This is a genomic window from Candidatus Edwardsbacteria bacterium RifOxyA12_full_54_48 (assembly GCA_001777915.1).
Classification (GTDB): Bacteria; Edwardsbacteria; AC1; order AC1; family EtOH8; genus UBA2226.
This window is the reverse complement of record MFFN01000009.1, coordinates 32,293-58,176: the sequence shown is the minus strand read 5'-3', so window position 1 is coordinate 58,176 and position 25,884 is coordinate 32,293. Positions and strand designations below refer to the sequence as shown.

General features: G+C 56.1%; 23 protein-coding genes and 1 tRNA gene. All 24 read right to left on the bottom strand.

What is annotated here, in order from left to right:
* Positions 1–148: 148 nt before the first annotated feature.
* The 24 genes from A2273_09805 to A2273_09690 all read right to left on the bottom strand — a co-directional run bounded on the left by A2273_09805 (position 149) and on the right by A2273_09690 (position 25,851).
* Positions 149–1,117 carry an HPr(Ser) kinase/phosphatase gene (locus A2273_09805; protein ID OGF06073.1) on the bottom strand — a complete coding sequence of 323 codons (969 nt, stop codon included), beginning with the start codon at positions 1,115–1,117 and terminating at the stop codon, positions 149–151.
* A 21-nt stretch (positions 1,118–1,138) separates the two neighbouring features.
* Positions 1,139–1,459 (bottom strand): ribosomal subunit interface protein, encoded by a 321-nt coding sequence (locus A2273_09800; protein ID OGF06072.1) that lies wholly within the window; start codon positions 1,457–1,459, stop codon positions 1,139–1,141.
* A 15-nt stretch (positions 1,460–1,474) separates the two neighbouring features.
* The gene (locus A2273_09795) at positions 1,475–2,365 is read right to left on the bottom strand and encodes a lipoyl synthase (GenBank protein ID OGF06071.1); all 891 of its coding nucleotides are present in this window, start codon (positions 2,363–2,365) and stop codon (positions 1,475–1,477) included.
* Positions 2,362–3,762, bottom strand: coding sequence for an RNA polymerase sigma-54 factor (locus tag A2273_09790; GenBank protein ID OGF06070.1), 1,401 nt, complete (start codon positions 3,760–3,762; stop codon positions 2,362–2,364). The genes A2273_09795 and A2273_09790 overlap by 4 nt, the downstream gene beginning before the upstream one ends.
* Complete coding sequence (locus tag A2273_09785) at positions 3,759–4,811, bottom strand: hypothetical protein (GenBank protein ID OGF06069.1); 1,053 nt, start codon at positions 4,809–4,811, stop codon at positions 3,759–3,761. The genes A2273_09790 and A2273_09785 overlap by 4 nt, the downstream gene beginning before the upstream one ends.
* Positions 4,808–5,326, bottom strand: coding sequence for an LPS export ABC transporter periplasmic protein LptC (locus tag A2273_09780; protein ID OGF06068.1), 519 nt, complete (start codon positions 5,324–5,326; stop codon positions 4,808–4,810). Before A2273_09780 ends, A2273_09785 begins: the two co-directional genes overlap by 4 nt.
* Before the next feature lie 132 nt (positions 5,327–5,458).
* Positions 5,459–6,304 (bottom strand): hypothetical protein, encoded by an 846-nt coding sequence (locus tag A2273_09775; protein OGF06098.1) that lies wholly within the window; start codon positions 6,302–6,304, stop codon positions 5,459–5,461.
* A 263-nt stretch (positions 6,305–6,567) separates the two neighbouring features.
* On the bottom strand, positions 6,568–7,047 hold the full coding sequence (locus tag A2273_09770) for a hypothetical protein (protein OGF06067.1): 480 nt from the start codon (positions 7,045–7,047) through the stop codon (positions 6,568–6,570).
* Positions 7,048–7,124: 77 nt separating this feature from the next.
* A complete protein-coding gene (locus tag A2273_09765; GenBank protein OGF06066.1) occupies positions 7,125–8,099 on the bottom strand; it encodes a D-arabinose 5-phosphate isomerase in 975 nt (324 codons plus the stop codon).
* A 44-nt stretch (positions 8,100–8,143) separates the two neighbouring features.
* Complete coding sequence (locus tag A2273_09760; GenBank protein ID OGF06065.1) at positions 8,144–8,539, bottom strand: GxxExxY protein; 396 nt, start codon at positions 8,537–8,539, stop codon at positions 8,144–8,146.
* Between the two features lie 55 nt (positions 8,540–8,594).
* Positions 8,595–10,271: a hypothetical protein gene (locus A2273_09755; GenBank protein ID OGF06064.1), complete on the bottom strand. Its 1,677-nt coding sequence runs from the start codon at positions 10,269–10,271 to the stop codon at positions 8,595–8,597.
* Between the two features lie 125 nt (positions 10,272–10,396).
* Complete coding sequence (locus tag A2273_09750) at positions 10,397–11,224, bottom strand: 3-deoxy-8-phosphooctulonate synthase (protein ID OGF06063.1); 828 nt, start codon at positions 11,222–11,224, stop codon at positions 10,397–10,399.
* The gene (locus A2273_09745) at positions 11,221–12,660 is read right to left on the bottom strand and encodes a hypothetical protein (GenBank protein OGF06062.1); all 1,440 of its coding nucleotides are present in this window, start codon (positions 12,658–12,660) and stop codon (positions 11,221–11,223) included. Before A2273_09745 ends, A2273_09750 begins: the two co-directional genes overlap by 4 nt.
* A gap of 20 nt (positions 12,661–12,680) precedes the next feature.
* On the bottom strand, positions 12,681–13,013 hold the full coding sequence (locus A2273_09740) for a hypothetical protein (protein ID OGF06061.1): 333 nt from the start codon (positions 13,011–13,013) through the stop codon (positions 12,681–12,683).
* A gap of 560 nt (positions 13,014–13,573) precedes the next feature.
* Complete coding sequence (locus A2273_09735; GenBank protein ID OGF06060.1) at positions 13,574–15,949, bottom strand: hypothetical protein; 2,376 nt, start codon at positions 15,947–15,949, stop codon at positions 13,574–13,576.
* 57 nt (positions 15,950–16,006) lie between these two features.
* A complete protein-coding gene (locus A2273_09730; protein OGF06059.1) occupies positions 16,007–17,071 on the bottom strand; it encodes a type I glyceraldehyde-3-phosphate dehydrogenase in 1,065 nt (354 codons plus the stop codon).
* Between the two features lie 25 nt (positions 17,072–17,096).
* The gene (locus tag A2273_09725) at positions 17,097–17,750 is read right to left on the bottom strand and encodes a hypothetical protein (GenBank protein ID OGF06058.1); all 654 of its coding nucleotides are present in this window, start codon (positions 17,748–17,750) and stop codon (positions 17,097–17,099) included.
* 55 nt (positions 17,751–17,805) lie between these two features.
* Positions 17,806–18,960, bottom strand: coding sequence for a hypothetical protein (locus A2273_09720; protein OGF06057.1), 1,155 nt, complete (start codon positions 18,958–18,960; stop codon positions 17,806–17,808).
* Positions 18,961–19,184: 224 nt separating this feature from the next.
* On the bottom strand, positions 19,185–20,105 hold the full coding sequence (locus tag A2273_09715) for a fructose-1,6-bisphosphate aldolase, class II (GenBank protein ID OGF06056.1): 921 nt from the start codon (positions 20,103–20,105) through the stop codon (positions 19,185–19,187).
* Between the two features lie 112 nt (positions 20,106–20,217).
* Entirely contained in the window at positions 20,218–22,305 is a 2,088-nt protein-coding gene (locus tag A2273_09710) for a diphosphate--fructose-6-phosphate 1-phosphotransferase (protein ID OGF06055.1), read from the bottom strand.
* A gap of 231 nt (positions 22,306–22,536) precedes the next feature.
* Positions 22,537–23,265 (bottom strand): hypothetical protein, encoded by a 729-nt coding sequence (locus A2273_09705; protein OGF06054.1) that lies wholly within the window; start codon positions 23,263–23,265, stop codon positions 22,537–22,539.
* A 42-nt stretch (positions 23,266–23,307) separates the two neighbouring features.
* Positions 23,308–24,624 (bottom strand): hypothetical protein, encoded by a 1,317-nt coding sequence (locus A2273_09700; protein ID OGF06053.1) that lies wholly within the window; start codon positions 24,622–24,624, stop codon positions 23,308–23,310.
* Between the two features lie 493 nt (positions 24,625–25,117).
* Positions 25,118–25,193, bottom strand: a tRNA-Phe gene (locus tag A2273_09695).
* A gap of 58 nt (positions 25,194–25,251) precedes the next feature.
* Positions 25,252–25,851 carry an ATP-dependent Clp endopeptidase, proteolytic subunit ClpP gene (locus A2273_09690; protein OGF06052.1) on the bottom strand — a complete coding sequence of 200 codons (600 nt, stop codon included), beginning with the start codon at positions 25,849–25,851 and terminating at the stop codon, positions 25,252–25,254.
* Positions 25,852–25,884: the final 33 nt, after the last annotated feature.

The window sequence follows — 25,884 nt, the reverse complement described above, 5'->3', positions numbered from 1 at the left end:
TGGCAGCGTTCGATCCGTCATCCATAAATGGCCTTTAATCATCGCATGTACTGTCCTAACCCAGACCTTAAGGTCTGGGTTAGACGTCATCGATAGCCGCACACCATAGCAGGCCGTTCACGGTCTTGGCGGAGGAAAAGGATGCCTGTCACTCCAGATCGTCCTCCACGAACCGGGCCGACTCGAACTTCTTTTGCATGGAATCCAGCAGCCGGTTGTTGAACTCCTCGGCGCTGCTGTATCCGCACAGTTTCAGCAGATGGTTCATGGCCAGCACTTCGGAGATCACGCTGATGTTCTTGCCCGACACCACCGGAACGGTGATCAAGGGGATCTCCACCCCCAGGATGGTGGTGGGCTTCTCCTCCAGCCCCAGCCTTTCGTAATCCTCGTCGTCCGACCAGCGCTTGAGCCGGACCTCCACCTCTATCCTTTTGCGCATCCGCACCGAACGGATGCCGAACAGGGTGGTCAGGTCCACTATCCCGATCCCCCGGATCTCCATATGATGCTGCAGCATCTGGTTGCCGTAGCCCATCAGCACCCTCTCCCCCCGCTTCTTGATGGTGACCACATCGTCGGCCACCAGCCGGTGTCCCCGCTCGATCAGGTCCAGGGCGCATTCGCTCTTGCCGATGCCGGAGTCGCCGGTGTACAAAAGGCCCACCCCGTAGACATCCACCAGGGTGCCGTGCATGGTGGTGGTGGGCGCCAGCATGTTGTCGATGTAGGACGACAGCCGGTGAATGAACTCGGTGGTGTCGATATCGGTCCTCAACACCGGAATATTCCTGGCCTTGGCCTCGGACAGCAGCTCGGGGTGCACCCCCAGCTTCTTGGTGACCACGATGCAGGGCAGCTCGAAAGAGGTGACCCGCTTGATGGCCTCGATCCGTTTATCCGACGGCAGGGTCTCCAGGTAGCCGGTCTCGGTGATGCCGATTATCTGCACCCTCTCCCACAGGAAATAGCCCATATAGCCGGTAAAGGCCAGGCCGGGCCGGTTGGTGTCGGCGATGATTATCTTCCGGTCCAGGCCGCTATCCCCGGTCAGGACCTCCAAATGCAGGGCCTCCTGGCGGTCGGCCAGCAGCTCCTTTACCAATACCGCTTTCATGGGCGCCTCCGGTTGGTTGGTTTATAGCGATTTCCTGAGGGTGGTTCGCTGGCGGTCCTTTTTCCGGTCCTTGACCTTCTTGACCTGGATCTCTATCTTCTTGATGGCCAGCTCCGCCGCGGCCCACATGTCCCCGGCCTCCTCCTTGGCCAGCAACCGGACCCCGCCCGGCAGATGGATTGAGACCTCGGCGATCTGCCGGTTCTTCTCCTCGCTTAAGATCACTTTGGCCTCCACGATGCGGTCGAAGAATTTTTCCAGCTTGACCATCCTGGTTTCGATATCCGACCGCAGCGAATCGCTCAGCCCGTCGAAATGCCTGGTGGTGATGTTCAGATCCATTTTGTCCCTCCTCGGTTAATGGTTTATGGTCTGGTATGTTTGGTGGGCGTAATAAGAGCTTCTTACCAGGGGTCCGGCCACCACCGCTTTGAGGCCCAGCAGATCCTGGCCGTAGGCCCGGCATTCCTCGAATTCCTCCGGCTCCCAATACCGGGCCACCGGATAATGCAGGGCCGATGGCGCCAGGTACTGCCCGATGGTAATGATGTCGCAGCCGGCATCGGCCAGATGGGACATGGCGGCCTTTATCTCGGCCAGCGATTCTCCCAGCCCGGCCATCAGCCCGGACTTGGTGGTCAGGCCGTTTTTCTTGACCCTGGTTATCAGTCCCAGTGATCTTTTATAATCGGCCTGGGGGCGCACCAGGGGATACAGCCGGGCGATGGTCTCCAGGTTATGGTTGAAGATATCCGGCCCGGCGGCGATCACCGCATCGATCGATTCCGGACGGCCCCTAAAATCCGGGGTCAGCACTTCTATCAGGACCGGGGGATCCAGCAGCCGGATATTCTCGATGACCGCCACGAAATGGCCGGCCCCGCCGTCCTCCAGATCATCGCGGGTGACCGAGGTCACCACCGCATATTTCAGTTTGAGTTCGGCTGCCGCCCGGGCCACCGCCCGCGGTTCCTCGGGATCCAGCCCTTGGGGAGCGCTCTTGCTGACGGCGCAGAACCCGCAGGATCTGGTGCAGCTGCCTCCCATTATCAGAAAGGTGGCCGTGCCCTCGGAATAGCAATGGTTGCGGTTGGGGCACCGGGCCTCCTCGCAGACCGAATGCAGGCCTAAGCGGCTCAAGGTGCCGGCCACCTCCTCCACCTTGGGGGACCTGACGACCCGCTGTTTGAAATGGCCGGGCAGCCGCCCCGGACCGGATTTTATTGTTTTGCTTTCCGTAATGCTCATCTTTTTTCCCGGCGGTATTTGGTGGGAAGTATCTTCAGCTCCTCGCGGTACTTGGCCACCGTCCGCCTGGCGATGGTGATCCCCTGGCGGCTCAGCTTATCGGCGATCTCCTGGTCGCTTAAGGGTTTTTGGGAGATCTCCTGCCTGATCATTTCGGCGATGGTGTCCTTGATCGATTTGGCGGAATCCTCCCCGGAATCGGACTTCAGCCCCACCCCGAAGAAATATTTCACCGGCAGCATCCCGTTGGGGGTGATCACGTATTTGTTGTGCACCGCCCGGCTGACGGTGGATTCATGCATCTCGATGTCCTGGGCTATCAGCTTCATGGTCAGGGGCTTGAGGTACCTGATGCCCTTGTCCAGGAACTCCGTCTGCCTTTGGATGATGGCCTGCATTATCCGGCTCATGGTCCGGCGGCGCTGCTCTATCATCCGGACGATGAACCGGGCCGCCTCCAGCCTCTTGACCACATACTCCCGGTCCTGGGGGCTGGATTTTCTGGATTGGCTTAATATCTGGCGGTAGCCGGTGGTCAGCCTGACCCGCGGCACCGCCTGGTCGTTGGTTCTGACCAGGTATTCCCCGTCCCTTTTCTCTATCACCAGGTCGGGGTAGACATACTGCGACTGGTCGCTGGTGAAACTGGCCCCCGGCTTGGGCGACAGCGAAGAGATCAGCTCCCGGGCCTGCAGCACCTGGGATTCCAGGACGCCCAAAGCCCGGGCGATGACCGGGTATCGCTGGTGCACCAGGTCGTCCAGGTGGCCGGACACGATCCTGGCCGCCAGGCTCTCCTCCTGCCCCAGTATCCCCAGCTGGATCAGCAGGCATTCCCGCAGATCCCGGCAGCACACCCCCGGCGGGTCCAGCTTCTGGACCTCGGCCAGGGCTCGCTCCACCGCGCCTATATCCTGGTCCAGGGCCTGGGCCACCTCCTCCAGGGTGGTGGTCAGGTATCCGTCGTCGCTTAGGTTGCCGATCAGGTACTCTCCGATGGCGGTGGCCTGGGGATCGGCCGCCGAGGTCCTCAACTGGAACAGCAGATAATCCTGAAAGGTGTCCTTCTGGGCGATGATGGGGCCCTCGGGCTCCTCGGTGGGCTCCAGGTTCTTCAGGTACCGGTCGTCCACCCCCTCCTGCATGTAATCCCGCCAGTCGATGCGGTCCAGCTCCGGGGACGGCTCGTTGTGCTCCTCCCGTTCCTCCGTCTCCTTCTGCATATCGCTGGAGGGCTCCTCCAGGATCTCCTCCAGCAGGGGATTGATCTCCAGCTCCTGGCGCACCAGCTGCTGCAGTTCCAGGGTCGGCAGCTGCAGCAGTTTCAGCAGTTGCAGCATCTCCGGAGCCAGCACCTGTCGCAGTTCCTGCCTTAATCCCATCTTAGTGGGACTCATGGCTTCTCCAATTCGAAATAGGCACCCCGAGATTTTTGATTCACCTTGAGTTTATCAATCTTACCTTGGGTAAAATAAAATTCCATCTGGTCGCCGGCCGTGACGTTCCAGCCCGAGACCTGGCCCTTGTCCAGCTGGTGGTAGCGGCTCCAGGCGCTGCCGGTGGCCCGGGCCTGGGAGAGCTTTCCCTGGGAGAATTCTATCCACAGGCTGTCGCATTTGATCAGGTCGATGTCGCCCGGCTCGGCCAAAAACTGCCGCAGCACCACCGAATCGCGCACCACCGAGTTCTTCAGACTGTCCCGGTAGAAGGAAAGCTCAATGGTCCGGCCCGACAGGTCGGCATCGCTGCGCCACACCCGGGGCTGCTCCTCCAGGAACAACCGGCCCTCGTTCCTGAAGTAGGACATCCTACCGGCCGAGGCCCAGACGCTGTCCTCGGAGTAATTGACATTGCCGGTGGCGATGGCCACCTGGCCCTGCTGATAGGCCTCCATCCGGTCGGAGGTGATGGTGCTGAGCTTGCCGCCACCGCCGGTGATGGAGTACTTGGGGCTTCCGGTCAGCAGGCCATAGCTCTCCTGGTGCCAGTATTCCCCGTAGTCGCTTTGGATATTGCTCTTGCCTGACGAGTCCCGCATTTCCACCTGGCCGAAGGCGTAACTCTTGGCCTGGTCCCGGAGATGGACCAGGGAATCGGCCGTCAGGGTCCAGCCGCCGTCCCTAAGGTTTGACCGGCCCTGCAGGACGCTCCGGCCGTATCTTTTAAAGTAGACCGCGCTCTGCCCGGCCAGCTCGGCCGTCCGGTCGGTTATCCGGACATGGCCCCAGATCAGGGCCTGCTCCTGCAGGGTGGACACCCGGGCGCTGTCGCCCCGGATGACGGTCGGCCCGTGGATGATCTCCACCCCTCCCCGCAGCCAGGTCACCTTGTCCTGTCCCACTAATTGGACCTTCATGGAATTGGCCGACACCATGTAGGGCTGGCTGGTGTCGGGCGCCGCGGCCGCCATCAGGGCGGCTATCAATATTCCGGCAAGGCAGCTCATCGTTCTATGTTCAACAGATCTTTTTGGCCCCTGACGTTCCTTTTGATCTGGATCTCCTTGAGATCCGAGCTGGCCTCCAGTCCGTCGCCGGTCAGCCAGTCGGTGCCCTTCTCCAGGCGGATGGCCGATTCGGTGAACAATTTTTTGGTATCGTTATTCCAGGTAAGGTGGTCGGTGGTCAGCACCAGGCTGTCGCTGGTCACCATCCGGACATTCCGGCTGGCCTCCATGTCGCGGGAGGCCATGTTGACCTTGCCGAAATCAGCCGTCAGTGTGGCGTTGACCGAGTCGGTGCCGGTCTTGTAGAAATCAATATCCAGCTTGCGCAGGTCCACCTCCTGGCTCTGGTCGTAGGTGTCGGCCTGGTCGGCCCTGAGCACCCAGGAGCGGCGGCCCAGGATGGTCTCGATCAGGTTGAAATCCACGATGGTCTGGGAGGGCGTTCTGCCTTGAACCGGCTGGATCCGGGCCGGCTGGTCCTTGGTCCCGCACCCCGCCAGTAATATTAATGACAATATATATATCGATCTGTTTCTCATTGCAAAAGAATGTCAATTAAATGTCTAAGATTTTATATGTCTTTTTGATAGTGACTTTCGTTTCCCTATTGTATGACGCTGTCCGACCATCTTATATCAATCGTTAACTCAAGGCTTTTCCTTCCACCGCAGGTGCATCCACACCCATTGGGTGATGTCACGCCGGATGAACTCCTCCAGCTGGCGGGTCTGCTCCTGGACCATGGCCCGGATCCGTTCCTGCTTGGGCAGATCGTTGTTGAAGGCTATGGCCGGCTTGATGGACAGCAGGTATTTTCCATCCGGCTGGCGGAGGATGGCCAGCGGCACCACCGGGGCCCCGGTCTTGTCGGCCAGGGCGGCCGCCCCCACCGGAGTGCTGGCCTGATGCCCGAAGAACTCCACGTCGATGCTGGCCACCCGGGTGTCCTGGTCTATCAGTATCCCCACCGCATGGCCGCTGCGCAGATCGCGCAGGGCATCCTTGGCCCCGCTGTCCCGGTCGATTATATTGACTCCCTGGCCGGAGCGCATTTTGATCAGCAGTTTGTCCAGCCGGGGATCATATACCCGCTTGCCGATGACGCTGATCTTGTAGCCCTGGCGGGAGAACCAGGCCGGGATCAGCTCCCAGCAGCCGATATGCCCGGTGACGGCCACCAGGCCCCTGCCCAGGTTATAGGCGGCATCGAAATGCTCCCGCCCTTCCACCGTCACCAGTTCGTTCATCTGCTTATCACTCAGCTCGGACAGTTTGAAGGCATCGGCCGCCAAGACCGCCACGTTCCTGAAGACCTTCCGCCCCACGGCCTCATGGTCGCTGCGCTCCGGAAAGATCAGGGCCAGGTTGAAGAGGGTTTTCCTTCTTTCCTTTTTCAGGAGGCGCCAGGCCAGGCCGGATAGCCCGGCGGCGGCGAAGACGGCCGCCCCTCTGGGAAGTATTTGGATGACAAAGAGAACTGCCCGGATCAGGATGTATTGTATATGGCGTCGTATTTTTTTTCGCACAGTTAAATTTACCACAGCCACCTGCCCTTTTCAAGCTAAAAAGCGGCCTTTTTTAATAAAAAGGCCGCTTAATAAAATTTGAAGTCTTTTATAACGATTTATCTGTCAATAAATTAGAGGAGCGTGGTTTCATTTGTCAATAGCACAGCAAAATTTATACCAGAATTGTTATGCCAGATAAACGAAAAACCATTTGTTTTTTATGGTGTTTTTAATTATTACAAAATACTTCACTGTTCATTATTTTCAAAAGGAAGCGATTTAATAAATTCAGCCATTCTGTTTGCTTCGCTTTTTGTTAAATTATCCGGCAACTCTATTTCAATTTGCATATTAGCTCGCAAAAAATATGCATGGGCAATCATTTCAATATCTTCCTCTTGTGTTTCAATTTCTTCTGGCAACTCTTCAGCTTCTTGTGATTCGCCTCGAGCGATTTTACCAACACTAATCATACCGACGTTCCAAACAAATCTAGAAGGCCAACCATGACGACCAGCAACAAACTCACCACAACCGATGTTTTCTAATTCTTTTAAAAGTTCAATAACTTGGCTTCTTGAAATATCATTGTTGCCTTGTTTTATATTAGATATTATACGGTGTATACGACTTTCAGATGCATTATTTTTTCTATTTGCAATATAGTCAAAAAACAAATGGGCAATTTCATTTTTTTGATAAAGGGTCCGTAATTTTGAAGTATCCATGTTATCTCCAATATTTAGTTAAGTTGTATATAAATTTCTATTAAATGTCTACCATCTTCTGGAAAGATTTTAAAAATCTAAAGCACTCCCGCCTGCATTATGTCATGCAGATGGATTATCCCCACCGGCTTCTTCTCCTTGTCCACCACCAGCAGGGAGGTCACCCGGTGGTCCTCCATCATCTTGGCGGCCTTGACCGCCAGGCGCTCCTGGTCAACAGTCTTGGGGTTCCTGCCGATCACCTCGTCCACCTTTAAGGAAAAGATGTCGTTGGTCCTGGCCAATAGTCTTTTGAGGTCGCCGTCGGTGATGATCCCCAGCAGTCTGCCCTTCTCGTCCACCACCGAGGTCACCCCGCGCTTGGCGGTCATCTCTATCAGGGCCTCCTTCATGCCCGATCCGCTGGCGACGATGGGAACATCCTTCCCGGTCAGCATCAGGTCGGACACCTTCAGCAGTAGCCTTTTGCCCAGCCCACCGCCGGGATGGAAACAGGCGAAGTCCTCCGGGCTGAAATTACGCTGGTCCAACAGGGCCACGGCCAGGGCGTCGCCCATGGCCAGGGCGGCGGTGGTGCTGGAGGTGGGCACCAGATCGTGCGGGCAGGCCTCCTCTTTGACCGAGACGTCCAGCACCACGTCGGACAGCCCGGCCAGCGGGGAATCCAGCTTGCCCAGCAGGGCAATGATCTTGACCCCCACCCTCTTCAGGACAGACAGCAGTTCGTACAGCTCGTCGGTCTCCCCGCTCTTGGAGATGATGATGGCCGCGTCGCCCTTGCGCACCAGCCCCAGGTCGCCGTGCAGGGCGTCGGTGGGATGCAGAAAGAAGGCCGGGGTGCCGGTGGAGGTCAAAGTGGCGGCTATCTTCTGGCCGATCAGCCCGGATTTTCCCACCCCGGTGACGATCACCTTGCGTTTGACCTTAAACAGAACATCCACCGCCTGGTCGAAATTGCCATTGAGACGGTCGGCCAATTCGTTCAGGGCCAGGGCCTCGGTCTTGATGACCTTCCTGCCCAGGTTGACTATGCTCTTATTGCTGTTCTTCATTTTCCTTCCTTCTTTTTAACCACCAAGACCCCAAGACACGAAGTTTATAAAACTATTCTTTTTATCCCTTGTTTGATAACAGGAACATTGAAATTTATCAATAATCCTAATCGCTTTTTGGTGAGTTTTAAATATGTCAACAATTGGGCTTCGTATAGGGGGTTATGTTTTTCTACTGCCTTAAGTTCTACAATTACCTCATCCTCAACTATAATATCTATCCGAAAACCTGCATCTATTTTTACTTCTCCATAAGTGATCGGCACTTCCACTTGCTCTTTGCATTTAATGTTCCGTGACCTTAGTTCAGGCAACATACATTTTTCATACACGGATTCAAGCAACCCTGGGCCAAGTGCAGTATGAACTTTATAAGCAGAGTCCACCACTATTTTCGCCAATCTATCTAGATGTTCTGGCAAGGGCACAAGCTTATCCATATCCACTTTGGAAATTGAATTAGATTATTGGTGCCTTGGTGTCTTGGTGGTTATATTATAGTCCGGTCACGCTGACCCCGCCGGGATATTCCAAAATGTACTCCAATTCCATCTCCTTCTTCTCCTGCGGGCCCAGTTCCATCTTCCATTCGATGATGCCGTTGGCCTTTTCCTTGATCCCGTATTCCAGCTTTTCGTCGTCGAACTTGGGCGACACCAATTTGACCTTGATCTTATCATTCCGGGAGACCGGATACTGTTCGTTGACCGTCAGGATCTCCTTGGTTTTCTTGAGATTCTTGACCGTCACCTTGTAGCCGTAGGTTCGCTTGATCCGCTTGCCGTTCTCGACCAGGTCCCTCACCTTCTGCCGGGTGATCTTGATGCCCTCGTCTATGCCCAGCGAGACGTCGAACTTTTCCGAGGGGATGACGGTGTTGATGGCCGAAGTGCCCACGAAATTATTGCCGAAGAAAACGTTGATGTCCCCGGCGATGAAGGGATACTCGGTGGTGTTCTTGACCTTGCCCTGCAGGTAGGCGTACTGTTTCAGGCGGGGGGCCGAAGAATATTCGAAGTCGGCCTTCAGGGTCTCGAAGGCGATGGGGATCTTGTGCGGCTCGCCGTCCGAGGGGATGTTGTTCTCGCCGGGTGTCAGGTAAACGTAGGAGGTGCCTGTGAATTCAACATCAGAAGTAACTATTCCAGCCGTATTTCCTATAACACCTCGTGATGGTGAAGTTGCCTCATCAAAAATAGGAGACTGAACCTGTTGCATTTCTTTACCGACAGAAAGGATCTGTTTGGCTCTTTGCGGTGCTTGTCCCTTCTGATAATACTGTTGATAGACATCCACATACCAGGGCTTGAGGGCCGGCATGGAGCCGGAGATGGACGGCTGGGCGGTGGACAGCGTTATTTTGACGTTCTTCCAATCCTCGCCGGTGTTCTGGTAGATCACCCCGTAATAGGTGAACTCCACCTCCTTGTTCTCCGGCGACACCCGGATGTCGTATTGGGGATGCCAGGAGGCCCCCATCATCATATAGCTTAAGGCTAGGGCCAAACTGCCCTCCTTTTTGACGGTGAAGCTGACGCTGACGTTCTTCTTGGTCAGGTTGGCCCCGGCCGATATCTTGTGCAGGCGGCTCTGCAGGGCGTTCAGCCTGGCCTGCAGGGCCTTCTTGTTTTTCTCGATGCTCCGCTGTTCCTTGTTTATGGCTTCGAATTTGGCATCGTAGAAATTATACAGCCCGGTCCACTCGCTGACCGTGGTGGATCTGGGCTTTTCGGATTCTCTGCCTGAAGGCAAAGCAGTGCTGGCATTTTTTATCTTCTCCAGGTAATCGGCCTCCTTCTGCAGCAGACCGTAGCGGTCGTCGTAGATCTTCTGCTGTTCCTTGAGCTGCTCCACCGAATCCTCCAGGGCCTTGTATTTCTGGTTGGTGGTGGTGTCCAGGTAGACCGTTTCGATCTTCACCCCGTTGATCTTGACCTCGGCCGTGCCGCTCCCCGAGGTCCGCACCGAGTTCTCGTCCAGCGAGGACGGCAGGTCGGTCATCTTGAGCTGGTATTCCCCGGGCTGGTAGCCGGTCTTGTGCATCCGGGTTATCTCCACCCGGTCGTTGTAGATCACCACCTGCGAAATGGGGGTCTTCTGCTCTATGGTCTGCAGAGCAAACGTGCCGGAGGCTATCAGCATCAGGGCTGAGATCAGGATAATCTTTTTCATCACTTACTCCTTTGGCTTTATTTCATCCTATTTGTCATGCCCGTGAAAACGGGCATCCAAACCTGGATTCCCGCTGTTGCGGGGATGACACTTTAGCTCCAGATAATTTCTTGGTGGCTTGGTGGTTAAACGTACTTCCTGGCCACCTGGTCCAGTTCCATTAAACTCTCCAGCAGCCGCTCCAATTTTGACAGCTCCAGCATGCTGGCTGCATCGCATTTGGCCTCGCAGGGCCTGGGATGGGTCTCGATGAATATGGCGTCGCAGCCGCAGGCCACCCCGGCCCGGGCCAGCGGCTCGATGAATTCCGGGCTCCCCCCGGCCGGATCGCTGGATGGCTTGCCATATTTGCGGATGGTGTGGGTGACGTCGAACACCACCGGATATCCCAGCGAACGCATGATGGGCAGGGCCTTAAAATCCACCACCAGGTTGTGGTAGCCGAAGCAACTGCCGCGCTCGGTCAGCAGGATATTGGTATTGCCGGTCTCCTCGATCTTTTTGACGATATGTCCCATATCCTCCGGGGCCAAAAACTGCCCCTTTTTTATGTTGACCACCTTGCCGGTCTTGGCGACCCTTAATGTCAGCTCTGTCTGCATGCACAGATAGGCCGGGATCTGGATGATGTCCAGCACCTGGGCGCAGGCCGCCACCTCCTCGGGATAATGCACATCGGAGAGCACCGGCACATCGAACTGCTTTTTGACCTTCTCCAGTATTTTCAAACCCTTTTCCAGCCCCGGCCCCTGGTAGCTCTTGGCCGAAGAACGGTTGTCTTTTTTATAGGAGGACTTGAACACCAGGCCGATCTTCAGCTTTTCGGAGATCTTTTTTACCTGTTCGGCGGTCCTCATCACCACCGCCTCGTCCTCCAGCACGCAGGGCCCGGCTATCAGGGCCAGCGGATTCCCACGGCCTATCTTCACGTTCTTAAGTATCAGCTCTTTCATGGTTCCCTTTTATTAATGGATGTTTGAATTTCTTTCAGCCGGTCACGGTAATCTATATTGCCCGATCTCTGCCAAAGTTCCCTATAAAGCCCGGCGGCAATTTTCCGGTTGACTTCCCGGCCGGCCAGCTTGAGAAGGTGATAATTTATCTCCGCCCGGTGTTTCTCGGTTTGAATGTCCGACAGCATGGTTTCCAGGCCGGAGACGGCCCGGGGCCTGTCATCCCCTGCCAGCAGAAGGTTCTCCAGTATCCCCGCGTTTATGATCACCTCCCGGCAGTTGGTCTCCCGGGCCAGTTCCAATGCCCTTTGATTGTACTCCCTGGCCGGCTGCAGCCGCCCTTCCTTATGATAGAAATCGGCCAGGAAAAAGTAATTCTGCGCCAGTTGAAAATTATTTTCTGTTTTCTTGGCGCTTTCTATGCCTTTGACAAAATATCCCTCCGCCTGGACCATATTTCCCAGCCGGGCCTGCAGTTTGCCGATGTTGGCCAAAAGGACCGCCAGATTCTCGGCATTGCTCAGTTCGGAGGTCAGCTCCAAAGCCTTGTCGTAATATTCCTGACTGGCCGGGAAGTTGCCCAGAAACATCTCTGTGATCCCCATGTCGTCGCAGGCCACTATCTGGCCCGGTTTGTCCCCCAATTCAAGGGATATCTCCAGGTATTTCTTAAAGTATTCCCTGGCCTTTTTCAGTTCGTCCAGTTCGAAATAGATGGATCCCACATTTCCCAGGGCATAGCTGATCACCTGTTTGTTCCCCTGGCTCTGGGCCATCTTCAGATAACGGGTGCAATACTCCAAAGCCTTGGGATAGTCGCCTATCTCCTGGTAGATCATCCCGATATTGCCCACCGAGATGGTCTCGGTCTCCTGGTCGCCCAGCTCCCGGGAGATATCCATGGCCCGCTGGTAATACTCGACCGCCTTCTGGAAATCGCCCTTCTCATAATAGATGATACCGATATTGCCGATGGCCCGGCTGATCCCCTGTTTGTTATCCAACTCTTCGGCGTACCCCAGGGCCTCTTTCAGGCAGTCCAGGGCGCTGTCGTAGTCCCCCCGGTTGTGATGGATGCTGGCGATGTTGCACAGCACCCGGCCCTGTCCTCTTTTATCGTCCGCATCCTGAAAGATGGTAAGGGACCGATCGAATACCTTGCCGGCATCAGAATACTGGCCCCGATTGACCTTCAGGCTGCCCAGCCGGCTGCAGGCTTCGGCCAGCATGATCTTGTCATCGAACCTATCCAGTTCTAACAGCGAACCGGTAAGGATGGCCTCAGCCGTTTCCCATTCCCCGATGATCTCCAGCGTGTCTATCTTGCGCTCTATTATTTCAAAAGGATAAAAATAGCCGGACACCGATTCCAGCCAAAGCATCGGCCGTTTGTACCTGGGGTTTTTCTGGGAACTGTCGAGGGAGCCGCTGTTCATATCCGGCCAAAGTCCTATTGCTATTTATTAAGTTTTTTGAACAGCTGCCCGGCATAGACCCCTAGGAAAGCCGGGATCAGAGCCAGCAGGGAGAAGAACAGGTTCTGCTTGAAAGCCGGCATCCGGTCGAACATCAGGGCCGCCAGCTGCAGCAGGAACGGTCCGAACCCCAGCGAGAAAGCCAGGCTGCGGGGGTGCCGTTCGAAGAAATGTCCCAAAGCTGCTCCGCCAAACAATACCAACAAGGCGGCCCATATCCAGCTGACATGAAGCAGGTCCAGCCATCCGGCCAATAATCCCACGGCGGTGGCCATAAGATAATCTTTGTTCTGTTGAAAATAATTACTCGGCATAACTCTCTTTTATAATTATATTTTTTCGGTATTTAGTTTGTACAAAAGCATTCCTGCAATGTCTTACCTGTTACTTTCTTGTAACCAAGAAAGTAACCAAAGATGTCCTTTCCGCCCAGTTGCGCGGACAGTAAGACCTGCGCCCCGGCATCCATTGAACCAGAACAAGCCTGATGCAAATGACACAATGACTGCTTTATCGGGGCTGATGCTTACACCGCTCCACTTAAAGGCGGGGTCCCGGGTCGCATCAGCGCTGCTGTTTGGCAAAAGCTGCCGTAAAGAATGTTTTGCCTGCGAGTGCCCTGTTTCGTGGTCAAGACATTTAGGCAGATGGATATTAAAACTTCCAGGCAGCGGTGCAGCGACAGTTCTTCCGCCACCGCAGGTAAATCCATATAGGCGGATCCGCCTTTGGCGTGACTTTGTAGCTTTCTCTTTAAAGAGAAAGCGGTAAAAGAAGCCAAGCCTCAAAACGGTGTTTCTTCCCTTGCAACACTGCCATTTACAAATATTACATGCTATAAGCTGTATATCAATTTCATTTAGAGTCAAAATTATTAACCTAGCAGAATCAATATCAGCGCCAGGCTCATCACCGTGAACAGTATGGCGGTGGCCAGTTTCACTCCGGCCACCGAGCGCTGAGCCCATCCGGCGATGGTCTTGGATGACACCCCCCAGAAGGCGATGACGAAGGTGACTATCATCGGCACCTCGAACATCAGGTTGTACAACAGCAGATAGCCGTAGGCCTGGTATCTGGCCGAGGATATCTGGCTGACAAAGGCGATGGTGGGCAAATAGACCTGCCCGGTGCAGGCGAACTCCAGGACCGAGGTGATCAGCCCCGCCACAAAAGCACCTCCGATAAGCCCCCCGGCCCCCATTCGGTCGCGGATGACCTTGTGTATTCGCTGTTTGGTCTTGCTGGACAACTGAAGGTCCATTCCGGAGAGATCTCCCCGGCGGGCTTTCAAATAATCCCTGAAATTATAGAAGGCTAGGATGAACCCGGCGACCACCGCCAGCCAGTAAAGTATTTTGCTTAGCAGGGGAAGTGACTTGAGGGTCATCAGGAAAGACAGGCTCCCGATGCCGATCAGGAAGTACACCAGGAAGTCGGCCAGGGTGTAGGAGATGCCCACCGCCAGGATCTCCCATCTTTTGCGGCCCACAAAGGCCAGGTAGGAGATGAAGAACACCAACACCGCCAGGGAACAGGGGTTGATCCCGTCCAGCAGACCCGCCCCCATCACCCCCAGCAGGCCGAAGGATTTGAAGCGCTGGAAGATGCTCTGGCCTGCCCGGTCGGCCAGGACCTGGGCCTCCTCCCAGGGAATGCGGAGAGTGCCGGCCTGGTACTTGGCGATCAGGGACGACAGGGCCTGATCGTCCATCTGGGCCTCCAGCAGATAGTCTTCCCCCAGGTAGGCCGCCGGAGCCTTAAGGCGGCTGTCGCCCGGCAGGCCGTATAGCAGGCCCAGGGCCTCGGCCATCAGCTTGCCCTCCCTGGTCTGCAGGTCGAACTTCCTGACCGCCAACCGGGGATGCTCATCCTGCAAAGCCCTTATCATGTACTCGGCCCGGCCGCATTTCTGGCAGCGCAGGTCGGTGACCAAGGCCAGGTAGATGCTATCGACGAATGCCTCGTTTGCTGTCGTGTTTTCTAGTCCGCTGTTTTTTATATCTGATCTTTTATCTTTTGTGTTCTCTATAGTTTTCCGGTTCAACTGCAGGCCCAGCAGGCCCTCCAATTCTTTTTCGATCTCCTCCACCCCGGCCAGGATCCGGCCGTTTATGACTACCGCCGGTATCTCATTGTTTTTATCGTTACATAATTTTTCATAATCCAGCAGTAACTTGTATTCCCGGGAATCATCAACCATATGATACTGGATCTTGAGTTGGCTGGAATATTGGCGGGCTGTTTTTTTGAAAAGCCCATCCTCCAGCTTTTGGCAGTCGGGGCAGTCCGGGGCCACAAAGATATGAATGACCGATCTTTCGATCTTGGCGCTGCTTACTGTGTCGCTATTATGATGGGAATAACCCGGCATTGGTCCTATAATTTTAGAAACTGCGGGATCGTCGGGCAGGTCGGAGGTTATTCCATAAAGCTTTGATTCCGATAACAGCCACTTGCCGTTCTTTCTGGTCAAAACCGCTCTGGTCAGCCGTTTGCCGCTGGAGCCCGATTCTACTATCGGCACGTTTCCGGTACGGTCCGCTTCATTCAATTCGGTCTGGCTGTGCCCGCCGATGATCAGCGACAGCTCCGGAAATTTTTGGGCGATCTCAACCTCTTCCTCGAACCCCAGATGCGAGGCCAGGATGAACAGGTCAACCTTGCCCTTTAAACTGTCGATCAGGCCACGGAGCACCGGTTGGGGCGGAAGGATCTGTATGCCCGCCAGTTTTTCCTGGGGGTAATATAGCATGGTCTGGGGCGATATCAGCCCGATCACCGCAGCTTTTACCGCTGGTTTGCCTAAAGAGCAGATAAGGTAGGCTTCGGCCATCGGTCTGCCATTGTAAAGCAGATTGGCGGAAACAAAGGGAATGTCAAACCGGTCTTTCAATTGCAGGAAATAGTCGCCCCCCTTGGCCAGCTCCTGGTCGCCGACGGCCACCGCCTGGTACTTCATGGCCTGGTAGGCCGCCAAAACCAGCGAATCCGAGGGCCGGTCGGTGTTGATCCCGAAGATGTCCCCGGACTCCAGCAGCCAGTAAGGTCCGCCGCCGGCCAGCTTCTTTATCAGGGATGCCTGTTTGGCAAGTCCCCCCTTGGGCTCGCTGGGGCAGCGACAGGGGAATAGGTTCCCGTTGGTGGAATTGGTCTGGAATATCTGCAATTCCCGGGCTGTGGCATCGGAAAAAACATACCGCCCGGAGGATATGATCACCAGGATCGTTATTAAGAATATCTTTTTCATGGATACAAATACGGCGCCGCACAATCCAAAACCATGCGGCGCCCTTAAAGCCTCCGGTTACATTTTATCGGCCATCAATTTGGCCAGCTCGGCTATCCGGTGGGAGTATCCCCATTCGTTGTCATACCAGCTGACGATCTTGAAGAACCGCTTTTCACCCTTCAGATTGTTCTGCAGGGTGGCCAGGGAATCGTAGATGGACGAGCGCTGGTCGTGGATGAAATCAGTGGAGACCATCTCCTCGTCGGCATAACCCAGATAGCCCTTGAGGTAGGTCTCGGAGGCCTTCTTCAGCAGGGCGTCTATGGCCTCGATGGAGGTCTCCTTCTCGGAACGGAAGGTAAGATCCACCACCGAAACATCGGCCGTCGGCACCCGGAACGACATCCCGGTCATCTTCCCCTTAACCGCCGGAATGGCCTCGCCCACCGCCTTGGCGGCGCCGGTGGAGCTGGGGATGATGTTGATGGCGGCCGCTCTGCCCCCCCGCCAGTCCTTCTTGGATGGCCCGTCCACCGTCTTTTGGGTGGCGGTGTAGGAATGAATGGTGGTCATCAGGCCATTCTCGATCCCGATCCCTTCTTTCATCAATACGTGGACCACCGGGGCCAGGCAGTTGGTGGTGCAGGAGGCATTGGAGACGATATTATGCTTGGCCGGGTCGTACTCCTTTTCGTTGACCCCCAGCACGATGGTCTTGACCTCGCCCTTTCCGGGGGCGGTGATCAGCACCTTCTTGGCCCCGGCCGCCAGGTGTCCCTGGGCCTTGTCGGAATGGGTGAACAGGCCGGTGGCCTCGATCACCAGCTCCACTCCCAGGTCCTTCCAGGGCAGCTGGGCGGGATCCTTGGTGGCCATGATGCATTTGATCTTGTGGCCGTTGACGATGATGACGTCATCCTCGGCCAGGGAGGGATCGCTCTTGGCGGTGGACACCTGGCCGGGGAATTTTCCGTGGACCGAATCGTATTTCAGCTGGTAGGCGAAATACTTGGCATCGGTGGAGACGTCCACCACCGCCACTATATCCAGCGGCTGGCCCAGTGTTTTCTGTTCCGCCATGGCGCTGATCACCAGACGGCCGATCCGGCCGAAACCGTTGATGCCGATTTTCACACCCATAGTAAACGCTCCTGTGTTTAAATTTTTATATTTGTTTGATGGCTTCATTAATGATGGCGATGATCCCCTGGCTGTTTATCCTGGCGGTGTTGATGATCAGGTGATATAATGCGGGATCGTTCCAGTCCCGCTGATAGAAATCCTTGATGTAGGACGAACGGGCCTTGTCTTTCTTGCTTATTAGATCCTTAGCCTCCTTCTCCCCGACCGCCTGCTTCTCCATCACCCGCTTGATCCGGTAATCCAGGGGCGCCGCCAGCCGCAGGTGCAGACAGTCCGGTTTGTCGGACAGGAACACCTGACTCCCCCGGCCCACCAGCACCACCTTCCCCTTGCTGCAGAGATTCTCCATCATGCTCTGGGTGAATTTGAGATATTGCTCGGCATCGAAGAAATCATATCCCGCCGGCAGCATCCCCGGCCCGGCCATCGGCATCTCGAACCCCAGTCCGGAGTACAGGGAGGGATTGGCCAGCAGCAGGCTGTTCAGGTGCTTGCTCATGGAATCGTAGCCCTCCTGGTCGAACTTCTCCACCTTCTCGGCCGTCACTTTGGCGTTCTGGGCCACCTTGACGATCATGGCCTTGTCCACCAGTTCATAGCCCAGCGCCCGGGCGATGTCCTGGGAAATCTGCTTGCCGCCGGCCCCGTGCTCTTTGGATATGGTGATCACCGGCATATGGCTCTCCTCAAAATTGATTTATGGGCTTTTAGGGGTAAATATGATTTTAGATTCATCTGTTCTTCATCAGGACCCCGATCCCGCCGTTCTGGTCCAGTTCGGCCGATCCCTCCACGAATTCCACCTTGACCCCGTGCCTCAGGGCCAGGCCCACCATCTCCTCCTTCATATCCGGATCTTTGTCGATGGCCTTGCCGCCGCAATAAACGCATACCTTGGGTTTGCCCAGGGCTCCCAGCATCAGGCAGTCGGCGCACTGCCAGCCCTGCCCGGAGTATTTTTCCGAGATCACCAGGGTCTCGGCCCGGCCGTCCTGCAGGGCCGCCAGGATGGCCTTGGTGCCCAGCATGGCCCGGCCCCCCTTGCTTTTAGCCAGCACCACGGCCTCCCGGGCTATCCTCTGGGACTCCTGGTTCTCCAGGTCATGGAACAGCTTCAGCGATTCATCCAGCACCTTTTTGTTGGGGGATTTGATGTCGAATTTGGCGGTGGTGATCACCTTGTCCTTGAGGGCGGCCGGCAGCTGCCGGTTGATCTCGGCCAAAGTCCCGTTCTCCGCCGCCACCAGCAGATGGGCGGTATCGCCCTGGAAGAATCTCTGGGCCTCCCGGATGACGCTTTTTACGTGTTTGGCCCGGAGATCCTTAAGGTGCCGCTGGTGTTTCTCGTCGGACAGGCCCAGCCGGCCCTTCCTGGTCTCGTAGCCCTTGGCCGAGATGTCGTCGGCGGCGGTGACTATGTCGGCCTCCTCCTCCAGGTTGCCCAGGTATATCTTCAGCATTCTGGCCTGCTTCTCGTCGCTGATGATCACGCCGTAAGGGTAATAATTGTCGGACATCCTGGCCAGGGGGTAGATGAACGGAACCCGGGACACTATCACCCGGTTGGCCAGCGGCAGCACCGTCTGGAAGCTCTTGAATATTTTCTTGCTCTGGGAAATGAATAGGGCGGCCCCCTTGCTCTCCGGCTTCAGGTCCTCCTCCAGGTAGCGGTTTATCTCCTTGACGTCCTTGGGAAAACTTTCCGCTTCGGGGCTGTGCGGGTTTAAGCTCTTCTCGATCTCATTGAATTTCTTCTTGAGAAAAACGTTGTAACTCCTGCGCCCCTTGCCGTCCGGGGCGGCGTTGACGTAGACGCTCAGCACGTAGCCCTCGCCGGGCTGCATTTTGGTCAGCTCGCGAAGGGATTTTTTGATATCGGTGCTCATGATGTTCACGCTCCTTTTTAGTTTACTGGTTGATTCAGATAGTCTAAAAGGACGTTAATTGTCGCCCAATATCATTCCTCCTTACATGATTATTATGATTTTTGCATTTTCAGACAACCAATGCTTTAATCTGTCATTCCCTCAAACGAGGGAATCCAGCCCTGGATGCCATTCGAAATTTATTCCGCACTTTATGCGGGAATGGCATGATAATAACTTTATGCTTATGCCTTCCCGGCACAGCCGAACAGCTTGACCTTGCCCTTGACCACCTGCTTGACCGCCTCCCGGGCCGGGCCCAGGTATTTGCGGGGATCGAACTCCGAAGGGCTCTCGGCAAAGACCTGGCGGATGGCACCGGTCATGGCGATCCGCAGGTCGGTGTCCACATTGATCTTGCAGACCGCCATCTTGGCGGCCCGGGCCAGGAATTCTTCCGGCACCCCGCGGGTGCCCGGCAGTTTGCCGCCGTATTTGTTGCAGATATCCACCAGCTCGGCCGGAACCGAAGAGGCCCCGTGCAGCACGATGGGATATCCCGGCAGCAGGTTTTGGATCTTTTCTAAGCGCGGGAAGTCCAGGGTGGCCTCGCCCTTGAATTTGTAGGCCCCGTGGGAGGTCCCGATGGATATGGCCAGCGAATCGCATCCGGTCTGTTTGACAAATTCGACCACCTCGTCCGGGTCGGTGTACACCGCCTCCCGGGCCCCCGGCTCGTCGGAGGTGGAGGTCAGCTTGCCCAGCTCGGCCTCCACCGGCACCCCCTTGGCGTGGGCATAGTCCACCACTTTTTTGGTGAGGGCCACGTTTTCCTCGAAGGGGAAATGCGAGGCGTCGATCATCACTGAGGAGAATCCCCCGTCCACGCAGGCCTGGCACAGCTCGAAGCTGTCGCCGTGGTCCAGGTGCAGGGCCACCGGAATGTCGGTGGTCTCCATGGCCGCCTGTACCAGGTGGATCAGGTATTCCTGCCGGGCGTATTTGCGGGCCCCGGCCGACACCTGCAGGATCAGGGGTGCCCGCTCCTCGGTGCCGGCATCGACGATGGCCTGCAATAATTCCATGTTGTTGACGTTGAAGGCCCCGATGGCGTAGCCGCCGTCATAGGCCTTTTTGAACATCTCGCGGGTTCCGACTAGTGGCATGATGTCCTCCCGAATGGATTAAAGATTAAGGATTATAGCTTTCAGCTTTGAACTCATACCCCGACCCCTTCTCTTCGCAAGAGAAGGGGGTAGGGGTTGAGTTTGGTTTAGCTCAGTTCCCCTTCCCCTCCAGCTCCTTCAGCCTCTCCGCACCCAGCTTCTCCAGTCTGTCTCCCAGATTGCCGAACTCGGCCAGAAAATCCTTGAAACTGTAGGAATCCAAAAACAGCACGCTGCCGTCGGTCCTGGCCACCACGTTGGCGGTCCGGGGCACGTCGGTCAGCAGGGCGATCTCCCCGAAGGGGTCGCCCTTCTTGAGGGTGGCCACCGGGGTCTTGTCGTCCTTGCCCATCACCTCCAGCTCGCCATCCATCACGATGTAGAAGCACTGCCCCAGCTCGCCCCGGCGGATGACCATCTGTCCGGGTTTGATGTACAGCCTTTGCACCAGGCTTAACAGACGGATGATGGCCTCCGGCCCCAGCTCGGAAAAGACATCTGAGTCCCGCAGGACATCCAGGCCCTGCAGAATATTCAGAATGTCCTCGCCCTGCTCCAGCGCCAGGGTCATGGTACTGCGGTCGCAGACCTCGGCCGGCCCGAAATACTGGATCGGCCCGGGATAGATGTAGTCGTTGCCCTTGGCCCAGCCATCCCGCTGCCGGGCGAATTCCTTGAACGGTCCGCCGTTCAGGTTCACCAGGGCCTTCCTGATCACCGGAACATCCCTGCCCTGCCGCCGCTCCAGATTCATTATCATGGTCAGGGGAATGCCGCCCGCCACCCAGTTGCCCGGAGGCTCGGCCAGATTGGCGATCTGAGCCATATAGCCGGTCTTGCCGCAGGCCACCAGGGCCGCCGCGGCATAGCCCAGACTGTAGCTGTAGTCGGCGTCGAAATTGGAGGGCGCGGAGCACCGCCCCTCGTAGCCGAAGAAATGGTTCTGGGGGCTGAACTTGCCGGAGAATTTTCCCTCGGCCCTCCATTCCCTCAGCAGGTCTCCCACCATGTCGATCAGCAGTTTTTCGGTCTCGATCCGGGACACCTGGACGTTGCCGTGGGGGTCGCGATCCTCCAATAATTGCCACTGGATCTCCTGGGGGATCGAAGCGAAAGCCTGGGCCGACTGGGCGGTCAGGTTCTTGTTGATGAACTGGTGCTTGTCCTCCGGGGTGGTCAGGCCGTTGAAATAGTCCTTGTGCTCGGCCATCAGGTCGTTGAGCTCGGCTATCAGCTTTTTGATCTCCGGGATGAACTCTATCAGCCCCTCGGGGATGACCACCACCCCGTAATCCATGCCGTTCAGGGAGCGGTCCCGGACCACCCCGGCGATGTATTCCACGATCTCCTTAAGCCGCCGACCCTGGTCGGCCACCTCCTCGGAGATGATGGTGATGTTGGGATGGCACTGCAGGGCGCATTCCAGGGCGATATGCGAGGCCGCCCGGCCCATCACCCGGATAAAGTGCCAGTATTTCTTGGCCGACTGATCGTCCCGCTGGATGTTGCCCAGCAGTTCGCAGTAGACCTTGGTGGCGGTGTCGAATCCGAAGGAGATCTCGACCTGCTTATTCTTCAGGTCGCCGTCGATGGTCTTGGGGCAGCCGATCACCTTTATATCGATGTCCTTCTGCAGAAAATACTCCGCCAGCATGGCGGCGTTGGTGTTGGAGTCGTCGCCGCCGATGATCACTATGGCTCCGATCCCGGCCGAACGGCAGGTGGCGGCCGCCTGGTCGAATTGCGCCTCCTTCTCCAGTTTGGTACGTCCCGAGCCGATGATGTCGAAACCCCCGGTATTGCGGTACTGGTCTACGATCTCTTCGGTCAGCAGCAGCTGCTTATTATCTATCAGCCCGCTGGGACCCTCCAGAAAGCCGTAGAGCTGGCTCTTATGGTTGAATTGCTTTATAGCGTCGAACAGCCCGGCGATGACATTATGCCCGCCGGGAGACTGCCCCCCGGAAAGCACCACCCCCACATTGATGGCCGGAAGTTCGGCCTTCTCGGTGGTCTCAAAGGTCAGTAATGGAAGCCCGTAGGTCCTGGGAAATCTTTCGTTGACGGCTTTCTGGTCGGACTGCGGCTCCGCTTGCTCCCCCTCCCGGACTTCGACCGATGTTTCTTTTTGGATGAAAACCGGAGGCAGTTTGGGCTGGTAGTTGGACCGGTGTTTCTGCAGGATGGAAATTTCTTTCATACAAGATCCCTTATCAACTGTCAAAATTTAGTTTATCACTACCCTTCGGGCATGTCAACCGAAATCGGGCTTTTAGTTACCGGCCCGGATTCCCGCTGGAAGCCTGCCCTGAGTAAGGCAAGCAAGTCCTGCTGGCTCGGGGTTTACACTGAAGGCAATGAAGTGAGGGAATTACAAAGAGAACCCTTTGAATTAAAAATCCCTGCAGATCCGCGTCCCATTAAAAGGCGATCACAGCGGGGCGGCGGCCGCCGTCAGGGCCAGCACCTCCCGGGCCCCGGCCGAAAAAAGAGATTGACCACAGGAGCCTATGGTGGCCCCGGTGGTCAACACGTCGTCAACTAGTATTATTGATCTGCCCTTGATTCTGTCTGGATTATGCACAGCAAATATTCCTTTAACGTTCCTGAGCCTTTGTTCCCTGTTCAGGGTGGTCTGGGTTCTGGTGTGCCGGGCCCTGGTTAGCAGGCCTTCCGGAGAGGGTACGCCCAGGGACTTTCCCAGCTGTTCGGCCAGAAGCTGGGCCTGGTTGTATCCCCGCTCCCTTTTCCGAGCTATATGGAGCGGCACGGCCAGCACCAAATCCGCTTTATTATACCTTTGGTCCGAAACAATACGCTCGGCCATCATGGCCCCCAGCCGGCGGGACACGCTTTTGGCATCCGAATATTTGAGCATATGAACGGCCTCGGACAGCGGGGCCTCAAAAGGCCCGATGGTCTTGATATCGCTGCAGCCCCATTCGGGGATCAGACAATGCCGGCATAGGGATCCAGCTTCCGCCACCGGCTGGCCGCAGCGCTGGCACTGCCCGTCCTGCCATTTTTTGACCAAGGACCAGCAGCCCCGGCAGATCCCGCCCGCCAGCCCTTCCGAGGTCCTCCGGTGACAGTGACTGCAAAAGGGAGGAAAGACGAAATCCGCCAGACTGCCGAAAAAAGAACTTATATGCCGGTGCATGGCATTCATCTTTATGGAAGACGATGACCGCTGGCCCTGAATTTAGAAGCTGAACTTGACCGCCAGCCGGGGGGAGAATTTCTCCACCGACTTGTAATAGGCCGGAATGGTGTTTCCATCATCATCCTTGGTGATTTTTTCGTAGGTCTTCAGGTAGGTCAGGTACAGCATCACATGGGAATACACCTGATAGCCTCCCTCCACCGTCACCAGGGTGTTCTCGTTGTTGGTGAACAGGTCCTTGGCCCCGTTGATGCCCTTCTGGTCGTAGGCCGCCCGGATCTCCATCTTGTTGTTGGGGATCAATTTCGACAGGTCGGTGCCGAAATGCAGCATTCCGCTGTAGGGCACCTTGTGAATGGCCTGGTAGCTTCCCAGTATGGTCAGCCTGCCCACCAGGGTGGCCGCCAGCTCTCCGTAGGTCCCGTTGCGGGACTCGGTCAGGTAATTCAGCAGTAATACTTTCCTTGGTGGTAAGGCCCCAAACTGATAGCGTTCCACCTCATAAAAGCGATCGAAATACTGGGGCAGATATTCTGCACCCAAAAATCTCTGTTCCAGTTTTGACGACAAGGTCAGGATCTCTCCGGGGAATTTAAGGTCGGCCGAAATGCCCACTACATTGCCGGAGCCATAGTTTTTTATCTTGGCAAAGTCGTAATACAGCTGGGTATAAAGCAGTTTGGTATTGATGATCGGCAGGCCCAGATCGGCCCCGAAGACAGTTACCTTGTCATCTACTCCGGAATTCTGGTCGGGATCCAGGTCGCTTACCACCGTTGCACCAACCTCGAAATTCTTGATGATCGGTATCCCGGTGGATTTAAGCGGCCGGACGTAGCCCCGGCCGCCGTAGATCTCGGCCCGCCCGAAGTTGGACACCACCGATTCGAACCCGGCCATGCCGAAGTCCAGGTCCAGTTCCATGCCTATCTTGCGGTCGGCATCGTTGACCTGGTTGCCGTAACGGTACATGATGGAGCCGTGTCCCAAAGTGGCGGCGTCCAGCGCCCCCAGCCGGACATAAAATACGTCACGCTTCTGCCCCCAGCGGGCATAACGGATGATCCGCACCCAGCGGCTCTTGGGGTTCCAGTCCTCCTTGCGGATGCCGTCGTTGTTGAACAGCAGGTCCACATCCAGGCCCAGGCCGATCTTGGAGAACGACAGCTCCGGAACCAGCTGGACCCTATAGTACATGTCACCGTCTATCATCACCACTCCCAGCCCACCCATCATCTGTGCGGCGAAATCGCCGGTGGCAGCCGGCTGGTCGGCCGGTTCCTCGGTCTGGGCCAGGACAAAAGATGCCGAAATAATCATTAAAACCGCCAAGAGAGCCGAGATCCTTTTTGCCATTTTGTTTCTCCTTAAATTGTTGCTGTTTTATAGATTACAGAGTGTCTGCCTAACCTTTAAAATTATACTATTATGGGCCTGCTCTGTCAATCTAAAAGGGTAAAAAATTATATATTTTACGGGCCGCGATGTGGCGTAAAATATTTTCCTGTTGGCGCTTTTGTTGGCAGAACAACATAGGCCGTTTATTGCCAAAAAAGATAGAGCCGGGATATTATTCCCGGCTCTATCTGGTGCTCCTCCTGCCCCCGCCAACAGCGGGGTAGGGCGGACAGGCTCGGGACAGAGTTTCCGCCAGCAGCATTCCTGTCCTGCCATCCGGCGGCGGACACCGTCGGCCAAAGCCGACAATTCATAGTGGCGCCTATGGCGTCGGACGATCAGCCGTCGTTTCGAGGTATATCCTTGCTGCCGGCTGAGAACTGCCGAAAAGCACAACTTATAACCATCTGAATCCTAAAAGAAAAACCGGGCTTCACGCCCGGCTTTATTATGGTGCCACGGGACAGAGTTGAACTGCCGACACGGGGATTTTCAGTCCCCTGCTCTACCACCTGAGCTACCGTGGCTTAGACTTTTTCAAAGAAAGTAATTATATCAGATATATAATTGAAAAGTCAAATAATTTTACTTTTTGGGCAGCTGGTTCCTGGTCTTCATGATATCGTCTATGATCCCGTATTCCCGGGCCTCATCGGAGGACATCCAGAAGTTCCGGTCGGTGTCCTTGGATATCTTGTCCACCGGCTGGCCGGTATGGTCGGCCAGGATCCGGTTCAGCTGTTCCCGGATCAGCAGGATCTCCTTGGCGTGGATCTCGATGTCGGCCGCCTGGCCCGACACTCCGCCCAGCGGCTGGTGGATCATCACCCGGGCGTTGGGCAGGGCGAAGCGCTTTCCCTTGGCGCCGCTGGACAGCAGCAGGGCCCCCATGGAGGCGGCCATGCCCATGCAGATGGTCACCACGTCCGGCTTGATGTACTGGATGGTGTCGTAGATGGCCAGCCCCGAGGAGACCCCGCCGCCCGGCGAGTTGATGTAGAGAAAGATGTCCTTCTCGGGGTCGTCGGCCTCCAGAAACAGCAGCTGGGCTATGATCAGGTTGGAAACGATATCATCCAGCGGGGTCCCGATGAAGATTATCCGCTCCTTCAACAGCCGGGAATATATGTCGTAGGCCCGCTCCCCCCTGCCGCTCTGCTCGATCACTATCGGTACTAAACTCATGGTTGCCTCCTGATATTTTATGATTGATCTGTT